The organism is Acetobacter sp. A11-2, assembly GCF_040208445.1.
Classification (GTDB): domain Bacteria; phylum Pseudomonadota; class Alphaproteobacteria; order Acetobacterales; family Acetobacteraceae; genus Acetobacter; species Acetobacter oryzoeni.
Genome location: NZ_CP157843.1, coordinates 1,769,868 through 1,786,447, shown reverse-complemented (window position 1 = coordinate 1,786,447; position 16,580 = coordinate 1,769,868). Strand labels below are relative to the sequence as shown.

Below are 16,580 nucleotides of genomic sequence, written 5' to 3'. Positions count from 1 at the left end.
AGCTGTTATTTGGAAAAAACCCTTTCATGCCCAACGCTCACTGCCAACCCGCACGCGCCATGCAGGCGGGCCGGGTGGCGCGGGCAGAACTGGCACGCAGGCAGGCCGCACGCCAGCATGTTCTGGATTTTGCCCGCTATACACTATCAGATTACAAAGCAGGCGCACATCATGCCCTGCTGGCCCGCACGCTGGAGCAGGTGGAGGCCGGGCGTATTACGCGGCTGATGGTGTTTATGCCGCCCCGGCACGGAAAATCGGAGCTGACATCTCGCCGCTTTCCCGCTTGGTATCTGGGGCGGCACCCCAAGCGGCAGATTATCGGGGCTTCTTACGGGGCTACGCTGGCGCAGGATTTTGGGCGCGATGTGCGCAATATTGTGGCGTCCTCTCGCTATGGGGCGTTGTTTTCTGCAACAAAGTTGGCGGCGGATAGCAGCGCGCGGGATGTATGGCACACCGCACAGGGTGGGGGTTACACCGGCATGGGTGTGGGCGGCGGGCTTACGGGCCGCGGCGCGCATCTGGCCATTATAGATGACCCCGTAAAGGACAGGCAGGAGGCCGAAAGCCCCGCCCGCCGTGCCGCTGTGCTGGACTGGTACCGCGCCGTGCTGCGCACCCGCCTGATGCCCGGCGGCGCCATTGTGCTGGTGATGACGCGGTGGAGCATGGATGATCTGGCAGGCCGCCTGCTGGATGATATGCACAACAAAACGGGTGAGGCATGGCATGTGCTGGACCTGCCCGCCCTAGCCACCGCGCATGATGCGCTGGGCCGCATACCGGGGCAGGCACTGTGGCCGCAGGCGTTTGATACGGCGGAACTTGCGCGGATACGTCAGGCCGTGGGGGAGCGGGAATGGGCTGCACTGTACCAGCAAAACCCGGTGCCGCTTTCTGGCAATCTGTTCCACACCCACATGCTGGGTGTGCAGGAGGCACTGCCCGCAGCATCTGGCCCCGCCGTGCGGAGGTGGGATTTGGCCGCCACCCGCCAGAGCGGCAGCAACAACCCGGATTGGACAGTGGGCGTAAAAATGCACCACCTGCCAGATGGGCGCTTTGTGGTGGCGGACATTACCCGCCTGCGTGGAGACCCCGCACAGGTAGAAGCCGCCTTGCTGGCCACCGCCGCGCGTGATGGTGTGGGGGTGGACATTGTGCTGCCGCAAGACCCCGGGCAGGCCGGTGTGGCGCAGGCGCGGTACCTTACCGGCAGGCTGGCCGGTTACAAGGTGCGCTGCGTGCGTGAAACAGGAGATAAAGCCACCCGCGCAGCCCCATTTGCTGCGCAGGTAAATGCTGGCAACGTGCTGCTGCTACGCGCCCCGTGGGTGCATGCGTTTACGGAGGAACTGGCAGCATTCCCCGCCGCCACGCATGATGACCAAGTGGATGCTGCCGCCGGTGCCTTTGCAGCACTGGCAGAGGCACACCCTCTGCCGCGCTTTGGGCCAGATTTTCTGGCCCGTATTTAGTGTGCGTGCTGCTGGCGCAAAGCCTGCTGGCGGCGCTTTTCTTCCTCACGCTGCTGGCGTTTGCGGGCGCGTTCTTCCGCCATGTTGGCGCCTAAATGGGCCTCGCCACGCTGTGCGGCCAAACGGGCTTGGCGTTCACGCTCCGCATGGCGGGCGCGGCGGGCTTCATCCCACTGGCCGTAGCAGTGCGGGCAGGATACGCCGGTTTCAAACTTGGGGCTGGCTTTGTCTTCCGCCGTAATGGGCGTGCGGCAGGCGTGGCACAGTTCCAGCTCACCGGGTTTAAGGCCGTGGCCGACTGTTACGCGCTGGTCGAACACAAAACATTCACCCCGCCACAGGCTTTCTGCCTCTGGCACGGTTTCCAGATACTTCAGGATACCCCCTTGCAGATGGTACACCTCATCCAGCCCTTCGGCCTTGGCAAAGGCGGTGGATTTTTCACACCGAATGCCCCCGGTGCAGAACATGGCCACACGTGGCTTGCGGCCCTTTGCCAGAAGTTCCTCACGGTGTTGGCGGAACCATGCAGGAAATTCCCTAAAGGTTTTAATCTGCGGGTCTATTGCGCCCTCAAACGTGCCTACGGCCACTTCGTAATCATTGCGGGTGTCTATCAGAATGGTGTCGGGGTCTTTTAACAGTTCGTTCCATTCTGTGGGGGGCACGTAGGTGCCCACAATGTGGTTGGGGTCTGTGCCCTCCACACCCATTGTGACAATTTCCTTTTTCAGCCGCACCTTCATGCGCAGGAAGGGCATTTCTGGCGCGCGGGAGAACTTGACCTCAATATCCGCGCAGCCGGGCAGGGTGCGGATATGCGCCAGCACGGCCCCAATACCGGCATCTGTGCCTGCAATGGTGCCGTTAATGCCCTCGGATGCCAAAAGCAGAATGCCTTTTACCCCGTTGGCGGTGCACACATCCTGCAACGGCCCGCGCAGATCAGCCGGGTTTGCAAATGGGGTAAAGCGGTAAAGGGCCGCCACGCAAATGGGCAGGGCTGCGTTTTGGGTATCGGGCGTGGGGGCAGTGGGCTGGGCAGTCATGCTCGGCAAGTTCCTTGGGCCTGTTGGGTGATTGCAGATCATCCGTTCCGCGCCACGGCTTACAGCACCGCAATCAGGTTGCATTTCAATGCCGCCCATTTACCCGCCAGCAGCGGGGGCAGACAAGTTTTTTTCCAATTTTTAACTAAGGGCAGGGTATGTCTGGTTTGTCTTTTTCTTCCCGCGCCTGGCTGGGGTGGTGGCAGCGTTTGCGCGGGCAGCGTGCCCCCGTGGCCCTGCCGCGTAAGGAGCCGGTGCTGCCCCAGGGGGCCTTTGCGGCAGATGTGGCCAAGGTGGCCCCGGCAGCCGTGGCGCGGGCAGATGTGTTTGCCCCGTATCGGCCCCCGCGCGGGGTGCGGGCCAATAACAGCACCGCCCCGCTGGCCATGGATAGTGCCGCCGCACAAAATGCCCCCGGTTTGCTGGACTGGCTACGCACTGCCGTGGCGAATGGGGTGGTGTTTCCCGGTTATGCACGGCTGGCGGAAATGGCCCAGCGGGCAGAATACCGGCATATGGTGGACACCATTGCCACCGAGGCCACGCGGCAATGGCTGGTATTTACCTCTCGCTCCGGGCAGGGGGGGGCCAAGGCAGACCGCATTAACCAGTTGGAGGCCGAGTTTACCCGCCTGAATGTGCGCGATGTGCTGCGCCGCATGGCGGAAATGGACGGCCATTACGGCATGGGCCTGCTGTATGTAGATACCGGGCTTTCCCCCGTGGCGGGTGGTTTGGCATCCCCCTTGCTATTGCGGCCAGAAACCTTCCGCCAAGGCAGTTTGCGCGCCTTGGTGCCGGTGGAGCCGGTATGGACAACCCCCGCCGCGTATGAAACCGCAAACCCGCTGCACCCTGCCTTTTACAAACCGCAAAGCTGGTGGGTGCAGGGCACGCTTTTGCACGCCACGCGCCTGTTGCGGTTTTGCGCGCGGGAGGTGCCGGATATTCTTAAACCCGCTTATAACTTCGGCGGGGTTTCCCTTACGCAAATGGCGCGGCTCTATGTGGAAAACTGGTTGCGCACGCGCCAGAGTGTTTCGGATTTGCTGAATGCGTTTTCCATTGTCGCTTTGTCCACCGATATGGCGGCCTATGCGCAAGACCCCGAAGGGCTTTTGGCGCGGGTGGAGGCGTTTAACCGCTTTCGCTCCAACCGGGGCACGTTTGTGCTGGATAAGGAGCGCGAAAAGCTGGAGCTTCTGGCTGCGCCCCTTGCCGGGTTGGACAGGTTGCAGGCGCAGGCGCTGGAGCAGATCTGCACCGTGGCGCAACAACCGCTGGTAAAGTTTGCCGGTATTTCCCCTTCCGGGCTGAATGCCTCGGCTGATGGAGAGATCCGGGTTTTTTATGATCGCATCAGCGCTTATCAGGAATCCTTCCTGCGCCCCAATCTTACGCACATTCTGCACATGGTTATGCTGAACCTGTGGGGCGCGGTGGATACGGACATTACGTTCACCTTCCGCCCGCTCTGGCAGATGGATGAGGCCGAACAGGCGGACATAGACGCCAAAAAACAGAGTACGCCACCATGAACACACGCAATACCGGGCAGGCCCGCGCCAGCCCACACGCCGCTGTTGCGCCCGATATGCAGCCTTTGGCGCTAGACAGGGCCAGCGTGCGCCGGGTGGATGCAGATGGGCATTTGCACATTGCGCACTGCATTTTCTCCGCCGCAACCGTTAGCCCCTATTATGGGCGCGAAATACCGGGTGCCGCTGCGCTGGGCCTGAAAGATGATGATGTTTACAACGTTTTTCGCCCGCCCGATGCGCTTATGCGCGCCGCCCCCAGCCTGTGCGGCAAACCGGTGCTTATGCAGCATACCCCCGTAAGCGCGCAGGATCACCCAGCCAGCATAACCGTAGGTGCGGTGGGCAGCGATGTGCGCTTTACCCCACCCAACCTGACAGGCAGCCTGACGATATGGGATGCCACAGCCATTGCGGCCATAGAAAACGGCACACAGCGTGCGGTTTCTGCCGGGTATCGGTACACGGCCATCAAACAGGCGGGCACCTATATGGGCACGCCCTATACGCTGGTTATGGCGGATATTGCCTTTAACCATCTGGCCCTTGTGGCCCAGCCCCGCGTGCCTTCCGCCATTATTGGTGATGCCGCGCCAAACCCCAACATGCCTTTTAACAACAGGAGCTTTCAGGCCATGCCTGATCAAACGCCCATTACCGTTGCGGCCATGGATGCCGCCATTGCCCAGGCCGTGCAGCAGGCGGAAGAACGCGCCGTGCGCCAGATGGCAGACCTGCACACAGCCCGCGCCGCCGTGCGCCCCTTTGTGGGCGATGTGGCCATGGATAGCGCCCCCGCCATTTACGGTTTTGCCTTAAAGGAAGCGGGTATTGATGTAACGGGTGTGCCCGAACAGGGGCTAAAACCGCTGTTTGAAAGCTATGCCCGCATGCAGCCGCGTGCTGGTGGTGGTGCCCCCGTAATGGGGCAGGATGCCGCAGCCACGCAGGGCTTTCGGCAGCGCTTTGGGCTGGAACGCATTGGCGTGCGCGGCTGAAATCCCTTTTTATTTTACGTATGATACAAGGCAGATAAATGTCTTTTCAAAATCAGGTTAACATCCAGCCAGCGCCTGCTGTGCCGGGTGATTTTGCATCTTTCAACCCCACGGCCACCTTTCCGGCGGGTGAGGGCGCATTGGTGGCGGCTGCGGGTGGCTGCACAGTGGCCGCCTTTGGCTGGGTGCAGGCCGATGGCGTAAGTGTGGCCAACATGCCGCCATCTGGCAGCACTGCCGCGCCCGATGGCTTTGTGCATCGGGATCTTACAGCCCAGATCACGGATTTTACGGCATCGGAAAGCATGGTTATTCCGCAGGGCTTTCCCGTAACGCTGTTTACGGCGGGGGATTTCTGGGTGCAGCCCACCACGCAGGCCACACCGGGGCAGGCGGTTTTTGCCAGCTTGAGTGATGGCACCATCAGCACCGCCGCCACAGGCAGTTCTGTAACAGGTGCGGTGGCCACAGGGTTTTTTGTAGCTTCCGCCGATGCTGCGGGTGAGCTGGTTCGGATTTCTACATGGATGCACGCATAATGCTGACTTCTCATTCAGAACTGGCGGAACTCAGCCGCCTTGGCTTTGTGGTGCCCGATGCGCGCGGCCTGATTGGCGCCGAACATCTGGTATCTGACACCATGGCGCTGGATGCCCAGCCCGCGCTTTCCACCACTGCCAATGCGGGTATTCCGGCTTTTATGTCTGCCTGGGTGGATACGGGGCTTATCAAGGTGGCCTTTGCCCCCATGCGCGCGGCCGAACTGCTGGGCGAGGTGCGCAAGGGGGATTGGGTTTCTAAAATGGCAGTATTCCCCATGCTGGAAACGGCAGGGGAGGTTTCCTCCTACGGGGATTGGAACCAGAATGGCACGGTCAGCCTCAACCCCAGTTTTCCCGAACGCCAGTCCTACCACTATCAGGTGTTTGTGGCGTGGGGTGAGCAAGAACTGGCGCTGGCCGGGCAAGCACGCCTGCAATGGGCCGCCAGCCTGCGAGAGGCCGCAGCACTCAAGTTGAACAAGTTTCAGAACCAGACATACTTTTTTGGCATCAGTGGGCTGAAACTATATGGGTATCTGAATGACCCGCGCCTGCCTGCCGCCATTACGCCCGCCACCAAAACCGCAGGCGGCACGGCGTGGGAAAACGCCACCCCCGAAGAACGGCAGGATGACGTAATTGCCCTTATCAACCAGCTGCGCAAACAAACGGCCGGGCTGGTGGATACGGATACGCCAATGGTGCTGGGCCTTGCCCCAACCCGCATGGGGTTGCTGACACGCCGCAACAGTTTTGGCCTTTCCGCCCTGACCATGCTGCAAGAAACCTACCCCAACCTGCGCTTTGTGCAGGCTGTGGAATATGGAGATGCCGCCGCCAACGGTGTGCAGACCATGCAGATCATGGCCGACCATGTGGATGTGCAAAAAACCGCCGAAGCCGCGTTTACAGAAAAACTGCGGGCCCACGCGGTGGTTACGGAAGCCTCGGCATGGAAGCAGAAGCTCTCCCAGGGCACATGGGGGGCCGTTATTTACATGCCCGCAGGCATTGCCACCATGACCGGCCTGTAAAACACACAGCCCATAGTGCACGCACATATAAAAACGGAAAAACACATGGCAACATCATCAACAGTTACCGTTGGGTGCAAACTACCCAACGGGCTTGTGCTGGAACTGGCAGGCCAGCGGCACGAGCTGGCAGGCGCACGCACGGCCAAGGCAGGTGGGTATGGGCTTACCCCCGTGCCGGCAGATTTCTGGCAGGCATGGGCGCAAAAATATGCAGGCTTTCCCCCACTGGAAGCCGGGCTGATTTTTGCCCAGACCACGCCAGAAAAAGCCGCAGGCCAAGCCAAGGAACAAGCCAGCCTGCGCACGGGTATGGAACCACTTAACCCCGCAGCGCCAGCCCCCGGCATTACGCCCGCGTAAGGCCAGAACTTCCGTTATATTGCAGCATGTAAAAGGATGTTTTCCATGCCGGAAAATCAGCCAATGCAAGCGGCTGGCTTACCTTCTGCCTGCAACATGGCGGAAGATGGGGCCGTTGTGTTTGATGCCGCAGCCTTTAAGGCGCGCTACCCCAACCTTGTAGCCAGTGCAGGGGCAGATGCCGCCAGCGCGTGTTTTGCCCGTGCCGGGCTGTTTTTGAACAACACTGGCACATCCCCCGTGCGCAACCCGGGCAAGCGGGCAGAATTGCTTATGCTCATTACAGCGCATCTGCTCCAGCTTGGTATCAATAGCGGGGCGTATGCCACCGGCGCGGCAGACGGCACCGCCGCGCTTGTGGGGCGCATTACCACCGCGCGCATGGGCAGCGTGCAGGTGCAGGCCGATATGGGTGCGGTTTCCCCCACACAGGCGTGGTGGGTGCAAACACCTTATGGCGCAACCTTTTGGGCAGCATCTGCCTTTTTGCGCATGGGGCGCTATGTGCCGGGCTGGCCGCAAAGAGTGGTTTCATGGCCATGAACGCGCTGTTTAACATGGCGCTGGGGGCCACGGCGGCCTTGTTGCCATCTGTGCCCGCCATATTGCGCGTGAACACGGGTTACACAACTGCGCCAGATGGCAGCACCACGCCAAGCTTTATGGATATTGCCGTAACAATCAGGGTGCAGCCCGTGCCCACGGCTGAACTTGTGCAAACAGATGGGCAAAACCAGAGCATAATTCAGCGAGAAATCTATATGCCCGGCACCATTTGCGGGGTGGAGCGCACGCATCAGTTTGGGGGCGATGTGTTTGTGTTTGATAACGCCCACTGGCTGGTAACGGCCCAGCCCGAGGCATGGGGTGGGCAATGGTGCCGCGTGCTTGTCACCCAACAGGTGGCGGCATGAGCACCCAGAGCAAGAGCGTGCAACAGCCAGATGAGGCACAGCTATTTGCCGCCATGCGTGCCTTTATGCTGGAAGTTTTGCCTACAGGCACAACCGTTTTGCAAAGCCGACAAAACCGCACGCCACCACCGCGCGGCATGTTGGTGCTTATCACACCGCTTTCTCGCCAGCTTATTGGCACGGGCAGCACACGTTATGGGCCGCAAAGCTGCACCCTGTTGCGGCAGGAGCAACTGGCCACCCAGATCAGCCTTTTTGGCACCGGGGCAGCAGATGCCGCGCAAACGCTGTTTACCCTATGGCGCGATGTATGGAGCACCACGTTTTTTGCAAACCTTGCGGCACAACAACACGGCATGCCGCGCCTGTCCCCCTTGTATGCAGATAACGCCGAATGTCTGCCCTATGTTAACGCGCAACAGCAATACGAACCCCACTGGCAGCTTAGCCTGCACAGCCAGCTTACTTTTTCCATTACCCTGCCAGCCGCCACAGCCACCGCTGCCACAGTGCACAGCGTGGCCGCAGACAGGCTTTGAAATGCGAGTGAAACCTGCATGATCCTTCCTGTTTCTTCCCTTGTGTCTGTCACGCCGGGTGTGCTGGCGGCGGGGGGCACCACAAACCTGCTGAACGGGCTTGTATTTTCTACAAACACAGCGCTTTCTTCTGGCCTTTCCACATTTACAACTGCGGCGGAAGTGGCAGCCACATGCGGCGCAGAAAGTATGGAAGCCCGCATGGCCAGCATTTATTTTGCGGGCTACACCAATGCGCAGGATCTGCCGCAAACACTGTATTTTTACCAACTGCCCGCCAACCCGGAAGATACAGATTACACCGCAGCCCTTACAAATGCTGCTGCCGCCAGCGCAGATTGGTGCGCCTTTGCCTTTGCGCAGGAGCCAGATGCCACGGCCAAAACCGCCATTGCCGCATGGATGCCCACAAACCCCAACCGCTACTGGGGCATTGTGCAGGATAGTGAGACGAGTATCTTGCATGCAGGGTCTGGCTGTTTTGGCAGCACCGTTATGGCGCAGGCCACGCCGGGGCTTACGTGCCTGTGCAATACGGATGGCAACGGCACATTGGCTGCGGCCCTGTGTTTGGGCTGGGCGGCCAGCATAAACCCGCAGCGCAATGCCGGGCGCACTACGCTGATGTTCCGCAACAATGGCGGCGTGAGTGCTGCAGATATTACGGCCACACAGGCGCAGGCCTTGCTGCAAAATGGCTACAGCTTTTATGGCTCCTACAAAAGTGGGGATTCCACATTCAGTTTTCTCAACAACGGGGCTGTATCTGGCGCGTTTGCATGGGCAGACAGTTATCTGAACCAGATCTGGATGACATCCTCCTTCCAGTCTGATCTGCTCACGCTGTTTTCTGCCGTGGGGCAAATTCCCTATGCCGTGCAGGGTGATACGCTGCTGGCCACGGCTGTGCAAAACACCATTGATACAGCCGTGGCTTTTGGCGCTATCCAGCCCAACGTGGCACTTTCTGCCGCACAAGCGCAGGTGGTGAATGCACAGGCAGGGCGCAGCATTGCAGATACGCTGGCCACACGCGGGTGGTACCTGCTGCCCGGTGCCTCCACCGCATCTGCCGCCACACGGGCCAAGCGCGGGCCGGTGCAGGCACGGTTCTTTTATATGGATGGGCAGTCTGTCCAGTCTATCTCTCTGGCTACGGTAGAGGTGCAGTAAGCATGTCTGATTACGATATTACAGCCGCCAACTCGGTTTTTACCATTACAGTGCCGGGGCTGTACAACACGCCCATTACGCTAGAAAACTATTCTGCCGACCGCGCTTTTGAAACCACCGCGCGGGAACTGGCAGAAACTGCCATGAGCATTGATGGCTACCTGCACGCAGGCTGGATACCCACACCCGTGCGGCAGACAATCTCCCTTGCTGCCAGCAGTGAAAGTGGGCTGGTGTTTGAGGCCATTGCCGCCGCACAGGATGCACAGCGTGGGTTGTATCGGCTTGGGGCGGAAATTCAGCTTCCCTCCATCGGGCGTAAATACACCATGGTGCGGGGGTTGTTGCAGGCCGTGGCCGCAATGCCCAGCGCAGGCCGTGTGCTGGAGGCCCGCAGTTTTGAAATTGTGTGGGAACGCGTGCTGCCTGCTGCCCTGTAAAACAGGAGTGTTTTGAAAAACAACAGGAAAGAGCAGGCATGAAAACCGTGGATTACACGCACCCCCTACCGGGGGAAGATCAGGGCAAGGTGTTTGTGCTGACACGCATGGATGCCTTTGCCGCAGATAGCTGGGCGCGCCATGTATTGCAGGCCGCCATACGTGGTGGCGCACGTGTGGGGGCAGATATGGCAGAGGCGGGTCTTGCCGGGCTTGCCGCCTTTGGGCTGGAAATTTTTGGCTTTATGGAAGAAGCCGATCTGGATGCCGCTTTGGCGCGGCTGATGCAGTGCGTAAAAATACGGCCAGACCCACACCGGCCAGAAGTAACACGTACTGTTATTTCCGCTGATTTTGCAGAACCCGAAACCCTGGGCATAGTGCGGGCAGAGGCCTTTAGGCTGCATGTGGGTTTTTTGCGGGCCGCCGCGCACCAGCTTTTCCCCCTGGTGGCGGCTTTGCTGGGGGACGAGGCCGCACAGGCCCCGTTGTAAACTGTGTAAACATCTCACCCGCCATGGCGGCGGTTGTGGCATCCGGCCTTGCAAGTTTGCATGAGCTGAAAACAGTTTACGACAGCGAAGATTTTTACACGCTTTTAGAAATACTTTCTGTGCGCAACTGGAACATGGCGCACACGCCCGCGCAGGAAAGCCCGCAAACATGGCCCAAACTGTAAATACATTGCCCCAAAGCAAGGCGCGCGCAACGCTGCCGCTGCTGGAACGCCTGCGCCGTGTGTTGGAACGCTTTTTGCAAAGCCAGAAACACACAAAAAAAGCTAAGAACAAAGAGCTTTTGGCATTATTGCAGCTTTTGCGCCAATACAGCATGGGGGCGGAGCATGCGCCTTTGGGTATGAGAGCACCCGTGTTGCCCGTTGCGCACGCTCTACAGGGGGGTGCGCCGCCTGTATTTGCAGCCAGAACGGGGGGTGGCGTGCGGCATAAGGCGGGCGCGGTGGCTGTTAGATCAGTGCCTTACAGGCAGAAAGGTATTTTGCAAAATAACCTTTCAGTATCACGGCGTATTGTGTTGGCGTCCAGCACGGCGCAGGCGGCGGAAGGCGCTTTACAGTTTACGCAACCCGGAAAAGCCCGCCAACACAAACCCAAAAATACGGTGGATCTTCTGGCGCGCAGGCCATTTTCTGTGGCGCCCGTACGTGCCTCAAGGGGCAAAAAGTCTGTGCCTCGGATACTGGCCGAAGGGAAAGGTGTTCTGGTTGCCACGCCTATATCTGCCCGCCCCACACCGGTGCAGAGGAAGGGAAGGGTGCATGATACAAAACTCCTTAAAATAACAAATGGTTTAGAGAGTGTTCTGGTGCAAGGGCGGGGGTTTCTGAATGTTCCGCAACAGGCTGGGCGCGGTGGCTCACGCACCTCGCCGCGTGTAGCTGTGGCAGACAAAGCCAAGCCTGTTGCGCGCAATATGGTGGGGGCATTTTTGCCGTCATCTTTGCTTATGCGGGCGGCGGTTCAGCCTGTTGTGGCCGTGGCGCGGCCTGCACCGGCTGCGTATGTGCCGCAAACACCAGCCAGAGCGTTTGCAACACCTTCTCCACACCCCGCACCCGTGCCATCTCGCACAGCTATGCAGGGGCTTGGTGGGGGAGATAGCACCACTTTGGCAGCACTTTCTACGCTTGGTTCCATTTAAAAACCTTTTTCCTGTTCAGTAAAGAGTTCTGTTTTATGCCCATGTTGCCAGTTAGCCTGCCATCTGTGTGGAATATCCCTGTGGCAGCGGGGGTGCCTGCCCTTATGGGGCAATCTGTTTCTGCCGGGGTGCAGGCCTCGGCCTCTGTTACGGTGGGCAGTTTGCTGGATGATCTGCAAATTACGCAGGCGGCCAGCCAGTGGGGTATTTTTACGCAGGATGGGCAGCGGGTTTTAACATCTGCGCATGTGCTTTCTGCCGATATGCAAAGTGCATGGCGCATTGCAGAAGCCCCGCTGGAGGATGGTGCGTTTTTATCTTACAGCAAGGTGCGCATGTCTCGGCAGCATCGGATTATGATGGTGTGCGATGGGTCTGAAGCCGGGATGGAAGATGCCAGCGCCACCAGCCTTGCACTGGATGTTCTGGCCGGGGCCGGGCAGGCGGGCGCGCTATATGTGCGTGCAGGCTTTTTTACCACGCTGGAGGCATTGGAGGCCGATACAAACCTGTATGCCGTAATTACCCCCGAAAAGAAATACGATAGCGTGAACATTATTGGTCACCGCTGGATGCGGGAGGCCCGGCAGGGCATTACCATGCCCGTTGTGGAAATTGCCTTGCAGGAAGTGCGCATAACCGGAAGCACACAGTTTGCCAGCACACGCATGCCGCAGGGCCAGCAGATACAGTGCGGCGGCATGGCCTATGCCACCACCAGCACCGCAGATGCCGGAGAAATTGCATGAGCAGCACAGATGCCACATTGGTGCAGGTGCCCATAAGTGCTGTGCCTGCACAAATGTTTAAAATCATGCTGGCCGAACAGATACTCCAGATAGCGCTGCGCCAACGCTCCACCGGCCTGTATGCAGATATATGGTGTGCAGGCACGCGCGTGCTTTCTGGCGTGCTGTGCCAGGATCGCACATGGCTGGCGCGCACTGCCGCCACCGGCCTGCCGGGTGATCTGGCGTTTATGGATACTCAAGGTGTGCAGGACCCGCAAAGCACGGGGCTTGGCACGCGCTATGTGCTGCTGTGGCGCACAGGCTGGCCCGCATGAGCAACACACAAACCACAAAAACGCCAGATTGGGCCAGCCGAGATGTGGAGGTGACGTTCCGGCTGCTGAATGGCGTGTTTGGCACGGCGGATGGGGTGGATACGGTTACCCTTTCTGGCTTGCAGGTGCAGGCGGATATCATGCAGGCCCCGTACCCAACGGGAGAAACCGCGCAGATACGCATAACCGGCCTGCCCCCGGATTTGATGAACCGCCTGAGCCTGAGCGCGCCAGACCCCACCAGCCAGAGTGCCAGCGAGGTGCTGCTGATGGTGCCAGATGGCGCATCTGGCGCACAGGCGCTTGTGTTTCAGGGTGGGGTTACGCTGGCTTTTGCAGATTACAGCGCCGCACCAGATGTTGCCTTTGTGGTGCAGGCGTTTTCTACAGTTTTGCCAAATGCACTGCCTGCTGCGCCCACCGGGTTTAGGGGCGCTGTGCCACTGGCGCAGGTGTTGGCGCGTATTGTCGCACAGGCCGGGTTGGCGTTTGAAAATAACGGGCTGAACACCGTGCTGCATGATCCGTATTTTCATGGCACGGCGGGGCAGCAGATCAGCCAGTGTTGGAGCACACAGCCTTTTCAGGCCGCATTGGGGCGGGGGCGTTTGGCGGCATGGCCTGCCAGAACGGGTGGGGCCAACGCAATGGTGAATACAACTGCTGCCATTGCGGTTTCGGCCAGCACGGGGCTGGTGGGGTACCCCACATGGTCTGCCGGTGGGGTGGCGCTGAACATGCTGTTTAACCCGCGTATCAGCTACGGCAGCGTGCTGGCATTGCAAAGCCGGTATCAGCCCGGCGGGGGTGATGTGGGGCTGTGGCAGGTTTTGCAGCTTCGGCACAGTTTAAGCGCACACATGCCAGATGGCCCTTGGTTTACACATGTGGTGGCACAGGCTGTGGGGGCAGAAAACGCATGACAGATCAAAGCAGTTTTGCATCCGGCTTTCCGCCCAACATGCCTGCATCCGGGCAGGCGGTGTTTGACAGGGCAGGGGCTGCGGCATCGGATTACAACGCACTTGTGGCGGTTATGCGCCGCATGTTGGTGGAGGTGCGCACCGCCATTCCCGTTAAGGTGTGTGCGGTTTGGGGTACCGGTTTGGCCCCTGTGGGGTTTGTGGATGTGCAGCCCATGGTGCATCAGCAAGATGCCGCAGGCCAAACCACGCCGCATGGGGTTTTGTATAACGTGCCGTATTTTCGGCTTCAGGGTGGCGGCAGCGCTGTGGTGCTGGACCCGGCGGTGGGGGATATCGGGCTGGCCGTAATGGCAGACCGGGATATCCTGAATGTTAAAACCGCGCGTGCCGCCGCACCACCCGCCAGTTTTCGCCACAACAATATGGCGGATGCGCTTTATTTGGGCGGTTTTTTAAACGCGGCCCCCAGCCAGTATATTCAGTTCACGCCCGATGGGGTGGTGATACATACACCCGGAACCGTGGAAATATCTGCAAAATCACTCAGGATTTCAGGAGATGCCAGCATAAGCGGCAGCCTGAATGTGGGGCAGGATGTGCAGGCCGGTGGTGTATCCCTCACATCGCATGTGCATGGCGGGGTTATGCCCGGCAGTGGCAGCACCGGCACCCCGCAGGGTTAGGAGAAGCACATATGAAAACCTTGTTGCTAGACCGCGCAACGTGGGATCTGGCAGTGGATGCGCAGGGCAATATTGCCGTGGCGGATGTGCCCTATGCCACCGCGCAGGATGTTTCTAGCGCGGTGCGCGTGTTTAGGGGGGAGTGCTGGTATAACACGGCCCTTGGCCTGCCCTATCTGGCGGGTGTTTTGGGGCGCAACCAGTCTGCCGCGCTGTTTCGGGCCGATGTGGCGCAGGCGGCCCTTGCCGTGCCCAACGTGGCGCGCGCCACCTGTGTGCTGGCCAGCCTTGGGGCAGACCGCAAACTCAGCGGCCAGATTTATCTGACATTGCAAAACGGAAGCACAACCCTTGCCAGTTTCTGAAACCTCACTTGCAGCGGGTACCACATCCGTGCCCGCGCCCACGCTGGATGATACCGGCTTTGTGCTGCCGCAGGAGGCAGACATGCTGGTCGGTGTTCTGGCAGATATCAACGCCGCTTTTGGCAATACGCTCAATACGGATCTGTCCACCCCACAGGGGCAGTTGGCCACATCGCTCACCGCCATTTTGGGTGATGCGTATGATCAGATGTTGGCCGTGTTTAACGGGGTGGACCCTGCGCGCGCTTCTGGCCGTATGCAGGATGCCATTGGCCGTATTTACTTTATGGAACGCAAGCCCGCCACGCCTACGGTGGTAACATGCCAGTGCACGGGGGTGGAGGGCACGGTTATTCCGCAAGGGGCCTTGGTGGCAGATGCTGCGGGCAACACCTATGCGGCAGATGCCGCCATTACGCTGGATACCACCGGCACAGGTGCGGGCACGTTTTCCTGCACCACGGTGGGGGAGATATCCTGCCCGGCGGGCAGCGTGCGGCTGTGCCAGTCTGTTGCCGGGTGGTCTGGCGTGAGCAATGCCGTGGCGGGGGTAACGGGGCGTGAGGTAGAAGGCCGCACGGCGTTTGAAGCCCGCAGGCAGGCCGCCGTGGCTGTTAATTCTGTAGGGCCATTGGCTGCCATTCTGGCCGCCGTGCAGGCGGTGGAGGGCGTAACAGATGCGTATGTTGCAGATAACAGCAGCAATGTTGCGGTTACGCAGGGTAGCATCCCCCTTGCGCCCTATAGCCTGTATGTGTGCGTAAATGGTGGCACGGATGCCGATGTGGCCTTGGCCATTTTGCGCAAAAAGCCGCCCGGCTGCGCCTATACCGGCAGCACCCATGTAACGGTAACAGATCCATCTGGCACCTACACCACACCGCCCAGCTATACGGTGGCGTTTGAGCGCGCGCAGCCCACGCCGCTTTATGTTGTGCTTACACTGGCAGCGGGTTCTGGCGTGCCCAATACGGCCACATCTGCCGTGCAGCAGGCGGTGCTGGCGTGCTTTTTGGGGCAGGATGGCTCGGCCCGTGTGGGCATTGGCGGCACGCTGTATGCCAGCCGGTTTTATGCCTGCGTGGCGGCGGTGGGCAGTTGGGCGCAGGTGGTGGATATTCGGGTGGGCACGGCGGCCAGCCCCACAGGTGTTACGGCGCAGGCCGATATCAACCAGATTTTCACGCTGGAACTGGCCAATATTACCGTGGAGTTTGCCTGATGCAGAATGTGGGGCAAACGGTGCTTTCGCAATACGCATGCTCGCCCAGCCTGAACGCGCTGCTGGAAGGCTGGAACCAGTGTTTTGATCCGGCACAGAGTATAGAAAACTGGTTTGCCAGCATATGGAACATAGAAACAGCCCAGGGCTACGGGCTGGATGTATGGGGCCGCATTGTTGGGGTATCACGCGTGTTGCGCATGGCATCGGGCCAGTATTTAGGCTTTGCCGAGGCCAATGACCTGACAGAGCAGGGCTTTAACACCGCCCCGTGGTATGCGGGCCGTGTTGTGGTGGGTGATTTTGCAAATTGCAGCCTGTCTGATGCCGGGTTTCGGCAGCTTATTTATGCCAAGGCGCTGGCCAATATTACGGATTGTTCCGTGCTCTCACTCAACGCCATTTTGCGCACGCTGTTTGCCGGGCAGGGTGATGCATGGGTGGAAGATAACGCCAACATGAGCATGACCTACGCCTTTGGCTTTGTGCCAACAGATGTGCAGGTTTCCATTATCGAAAACGCCGGCGTGCTGCCGCGCCCTGCCGGGGTTGCGGTTTCCTACAGCATCAGGGGCTAAAACACTT

22 protein-coding genes are annotated in these 16,580 nt (G+C 59.7%); 21 read left to right on the top strand and 1 reads right to left on the bottom strand.

The window, feature by feature from the left end:
- Positions 1-26 precede the first annotated feature (26 nt).
- Positions 27-1,481: a phage terminase large subunit gene (gene terL / locus ABNV41_RS08545; RefSeq protein ID WP_349934546.1), complete on the top strand. Its 1,455-nt coding sequence runs from the start codon at positions 27-29 to the stop codon at positions 1,479-1,481.
- Here the strand turns inward: terL and ABNV41_RS08540 are convergent.
- Positions 1,478-2,629, bottom strand: a complete 1,152-nt coding sequence (locus ABNV41_RS08540; RefSeq protein ID WP_196332521.1) for a rhodanese-related sulfurtransferase — start codon at positions 2,627-2,629, stop codon at positions 1,478-1,480. The two genes, terL and ABNV41_RS08540, sit on opposite strands and share 4 nt — an antisense overlap.
- 59 nt (positions 2,630-2,688) lie before the next feature.
- On the opposite strand from ABNV41_RS08540, the gene ABNV41_RS08535 reads away from it, so the two are divergent.
- The 20 genes from ABNV41_RS08535 to ABNV41_RS08440 are packed head-to-tail and all read left to right on the top strand — an operon-like array spanning position 2,689 to position 16,573.
- Positions 2,689-4,068, top strand: a complete 1,380-nt coding sequence (locus ABNV41_RS08535) for a DUF1073 domain-containing protein (RefSeq protein WP_050819320.1) — start codon at positions 2,689-2,691, stop codon at positions 4,066-4,068.
- The gene (locus ABNV41_RS08530) at positions 4,065-5,066 is read left to right on the top strand and encodes a DUF2213 domain-containing protein (protein WP_349934545.1); all 1,002 of its coding nucleotides are present in this window, start codon (positions 4,065-4,067) and stop codon (positions 5,064-5,066) included. The genes ABNV41_RS08535 and ABNV41_RS08530 overlap by 4 nt, the downstream gene beginning before the upstream one ends.
- A gap of 38 nt (positions 5,067-5,104) precedes the next feature.
- Positions 5,105-5,605 (top strand): hypothetical protein, encoded by a 501-nt coding sequence (locus tag ABNV41_RS08525; protein WP_349934544.1) that lies wholly within the window; start codon positions 5,105-5,107, stop codon positions 5,603-5,605.
- Positions 5,605-6,642 carry a major capsid family protein gene (locus tag ABNV41_RS08520; RefSeq protein ID WP_050820338.1) on the top strand — a complete coding sequence of 346 codons (1,038 nt, stop codon included), beginning with the start codon at positions 5,605-5,607 and terminating at the stop codon, positions 6,640-6,642. Before ABNV41_RS08525 ends, ABNV41_RS08520 begins: the two co-directional genes overlap by 1 nt.
- A 45-nt stretch (positions 6,643-6,687) precedes the next feature.
- On the top strand, positions 6,688-7,005 hold the full coding sequence (locus tag ABNV41_RS08515) for a hypothetical protein (protein WP_012812531.1): 318 nt from the start codon (positions 6,688-6,690) through the stop codon (positions 7,003-7,005).
- Between the two features lie 36 nt (positions 7,006-7,041).
- Positions 7,042-7,548, top strand: coding sequence for a DUF4054 domain-containing protein (locus ABNV41_RS08510; RefSeq protein ID WP_050819323.1), 507 nt, complete (start codon positions 7,042-7,044; stop codon positions 7,546-7,548).
- Positions 7,539-7,919 carry a hypothetical protein gene (locus ABNV41_RS08505; RefSeq protein WP_050819324.1) on the top strand — a complete coding sequence of 127 codons (381 nt, stop codon included), beginning with the start codon at positions 7,539-7,541 and terminating at the stop codon, positions 7,917-7,919. The genes ABNV41_RS08510 and ABNV41_RS08505 overlap by 10 nt, the downstream gene beginning before the upstream one ends.
- Positions 7,880-8,458 (top strand): hypothetical protein, encoded by a 579-nt coding sequence (locus ABNV41_RS08500; RefSeq protein WP_050819325.1) that lies wholly within the window; start codon positions 7,880-7,882, stop codon positions 8,456-8,458. The genes ABNV41_RS08505 and ABNV41_RS08500 overlap by 40 nt, the downstream gene beginning before the upstream one ends.
- Before the next feature lie 18 nt (positions 8,459-8,476).
- Positions 8,477-9,631 carry a DUF3383 family protein gene (locus tag ABNV41_RS08495; protein ID WP_050819326.1) on the top strand — a complete coding sequence of 385 codons (1,155 nt, stop codon included), beginning with the start codon at positions 8,477-8,479 and terminating at the stop codon, positions 9,629-9,631.
- 2 nt (positions 9,632-9,633) lie between these two features.
- Entirely contained in the window at positions 9,634-10,071 is a 438-nt protein-coding gene (locus ABNV41_RS08490; RefSeq protein WP_050819327.1) for a phage tail fiber protein, read from the top strand.
- A gap of 38 nt (positions 10,072-10,109) precedes the next feature.
- Complete coding sequence (locus ABNV41_RS08485) at positions 10,110-10,565, top strand: hypothetical protein (protein ID WP_050819328.1); 456 nt, start codon at positions 10,110-10,112, stop codon at positions 10,563-10,565.
- Between the two features lie 23 nt (positions 10,566-10,588).
- Positions 10,589-10,750, top strand: a complete 162-nt coding sequence (locus tag ABNV41_RS08480) for a hypothetical protein (protein WP_196332523.1) — start codon at positions 10,589-10,591, stop codon at positions 10,748-10,750.
- Positions 10,735-11,733 carry a hypothetical protein gene (locus tag ABNV41_RS08475; protein ID WP_230844466.1) on the top strand — a complete coding sequence of 333 codons (999 nt, stop codon included), beginning with the start codon at positions 10,735-10,737 and terminating at the stop codon, positions 11,731-11,733. Before ABNV41_RS08480 ends, ABNV41_RS08475 begins: the two co-directional genes overlap by 16 nt.
- Before the next feature lie 35 nt (positions 11,734-11,768).
- Entirely contained in the window at positions 11,769-12,482 is a 714-nt protein-coding gene (locus ABNV41_RS08470; RefSeq protein WP_087651477.1) for a phage baseplate protein, read from the top strand.
- Positions 12,479-12,799 (top strand): hypothetical protein, encoded by a 321-nt coding sequence (locus tag ABNV41_RS08465; RefSeq protein ID WP_050819330.1) that lies wholly within the window; start codon positions 12,479-12,481, stop codon positions 12,797-12,799. Before ABNV41_RS08470 ends, ABNV41_RS08465 begins: the two co-directional genes overlap by 4 nt.
- Entirely contained in the window at positions 12,796-13,722 is a 927-nt protein-coding gene (locus tag ABNV41_RS08460; RefSeq protein ID WP_050819331.1) for a baseplate hub protein, read from the top strand. The genes ABNV41_RS08465 and ABNV41_RS08460 overlap by 4 nt, the downstream gene beginning before the upstream one ends.
- Positions 13,719-14,408, top strand: coding sequence for a Gp138 family membrane-puncturing spike protein (locus ABNV41_RS08455; protein ID WP_087651476.1), 690 nt, complete (start codon positions 13,719-13,721; stop codon positions 14,406-14,408). The genes ABNV41_RS08460 and ABNV41_RS08455 overlap by 4 nt, the downstream gene beginning before the upstream one ends.
- An 11-nt stretch (positions 14,409-14,419) precedes the next feature.
- Positions 14,420-14,773 (top strand): hypothetical protein, encoded by a 354-nt coding sequence (locus ABNV41_RS08450; protein ID WP_012812542.1) that lies wholly within the window; start codon positions 14,420-14,422, stop codon positions 14,771-14,773.
- 28 nt (positions 14,774-14,801) lie between these two features.
- Positions 14,802-15,995: a baseplate J/gp47 family protein gene (locus tag ABNV41_RS08445; RefSeq protein ID WP_196332632.1), complete on the top strand. Its 1,194-nt coding sequence runs from the start codon at positions 14,802-14,804 to the stop codon at positions 15,993-15,995.
- Positions 15,995-16,573: a DUF2612 domain-containing protein gene (locus ABNV41_RS08440; RefSeq protein ID WP_050819333.1), complete on the top strand. Its 579-nt coding sequence runs from the start codon at positions 15,995-15,997 to the stop codon at positions 16,571-16,573. The genes ABNV41_RS08445 and ABNV41_RS08440 overlap by 1 nt, the downstream gene beginning before the upstream one ends.
- The last annotated feature ends 7 nt before the right edge of the window (positions 16,574-16,580 follow it).

Bases quoted from the DNA above. Each gene is read 5' to 3' on its own strand.
- terL (WP_349934546.1), top strand. From the start codon at position 27: ATGCCCAACGCTCACTGCCAACCCGCACGCGCCATGCAGGCGGGCCGG.
- ABNV41_RS08540 (WP_196332521.1), bottom strand. From the start codon at position 2,629: ATGGGCGGCATTGAAATGCAACCTGATTGCGGTGCTGTAAGCCGTGGC.
- ABNV41_RS08535 (WP_050819320.1), top strand. From the start codon at position 2,689: ATGTCTGGTTTGTCTTTTTCTTCCCGCGCCTGGCTGGGGTGGTGGCAG.
- ABNV41_RS08530 (WP_349934545.1), top strand. From the start codon at position 4,065: ATGAACACACGCAATACCGGGCAGGCCCGCGCCAGCCCACACGCCGCT.
- ABNV41_RS08525 (WP_349934544.1), top strand. From the start codon at position 5,105: ATGTCTTTTCAAAATCAGGTTAACATCCAGCCAGCGCCTGCTGTGCCG.
- ABNV41_RS08520 (WP_050820338.1), top strand. From the start codon at position 5,605: ATGCTGACTTCTCATTCAGAACTGGCGGAACTCAGCCGCCTTGGCTTT.
- ABNV41_RS08515 (WP_012812531.1), top strand. From the start codon at position 6,688: ATGGCAACATCATCAACAGTTACCGTTGGGTGCAAACTACCCAACGGG.
- ABNV41_RS08510 (WP_050819323.1), top strand. From the start codon at position 7,042: ATGTTTTCCATGCCGGAAAATCAGCCAATGCAAGCGGCTGGCTTACCT.
- ABNV41_RS08505 (WP_050819324.1), top strand. From the start codon at position 7,539: ATGGCCATGAACGCGCTGTTTAACATGGCGCTGGGGGCCACGGCGGCC.
- ABNV41_RS08500 (WP_050819325.1), top strand. From the start codon at position 7,880: ATGGTGCCGCGTGCTTGTCACCCAACAGGTGGCGGCATGAGCACCCAG.
- ABNV41_RS08495 (WP_050819326.1), top strand. From the start codon at position 8,477: ATGATCCTTCCTGTTTCTTCCCTTGTGTCTGTCACGCCGGGTGTGCTG.
- ABNV41_RS08490 (WP_050819327.1), top strand. From the start codon at position 9,634: ATGTCTGATTACGATATTACAGCCGCCAACTCGGTTTTTACCATTACA.
- ABNV41_RS08485 (WP_050819328.1), top strand. From the start codon at position 10,110: ATGAAAACCGTGGATTACACGCACCCCCTACCGGGGGAAGATCAGGGC.
- ABNV41_RS08480 (WP_196332523.1), top strand. From the start codon at position 10,589: ATGGCGGCGGTTGTGGCATCCGGCCTTGCAAGTTTGCATGAGCTGAAA.
- ABNV41_RS08475 (WP_230844466.1), top strand. From the start codon at position 10,735: ATGGCCCAAACTGTAAATACATTGCCCCAAAGCAAGGCGCGCGCAACG.
- ABNV41_RS08470 (WP_087651477.1), top strand. From the start codon at position 11,769: ATGCCCATGTTGCCAGTTAGCCTGCCATCTGTGTGGAATATCCCTGTG.
- ABNV41_RS08465 (WP_050819330.1), top strand. From the start codon at position 12,479: ATGAGCAGCACAGATGCCACATTGGTGCAGGTGCCCATAAGTGCTGTG.
- ABNV41_RS08460 (WP_050819331.1), top strand. From the start codon at position 12,796: ATGAGCAACACACAAACCACAAAAACGCCAGATTGGGCCAGCCGAGAT.
- ABNV41_RS08455 (WP_087651476.1), top strand. From the start codon at position 13,719: ATGACAGATCAAAGCAGTTTTGCATCCGGCTTTCCGCCCAACATGCCT.
- ABNV41_RS08450 (WP_012812542.1), top strand. From the start codon at position 14,420: ATGAAAACCTTGTTGCTAGACCGCGCAACGTGGGATCTGGCAGTGGAT.
- ABNV41_RS08440 (WP_050819333.1), top strand. From the start codon at position 15,995: ATGCAGAATGTGGGGCAAACGGTGCTTTCGCAATACGCATGCTCGCCC.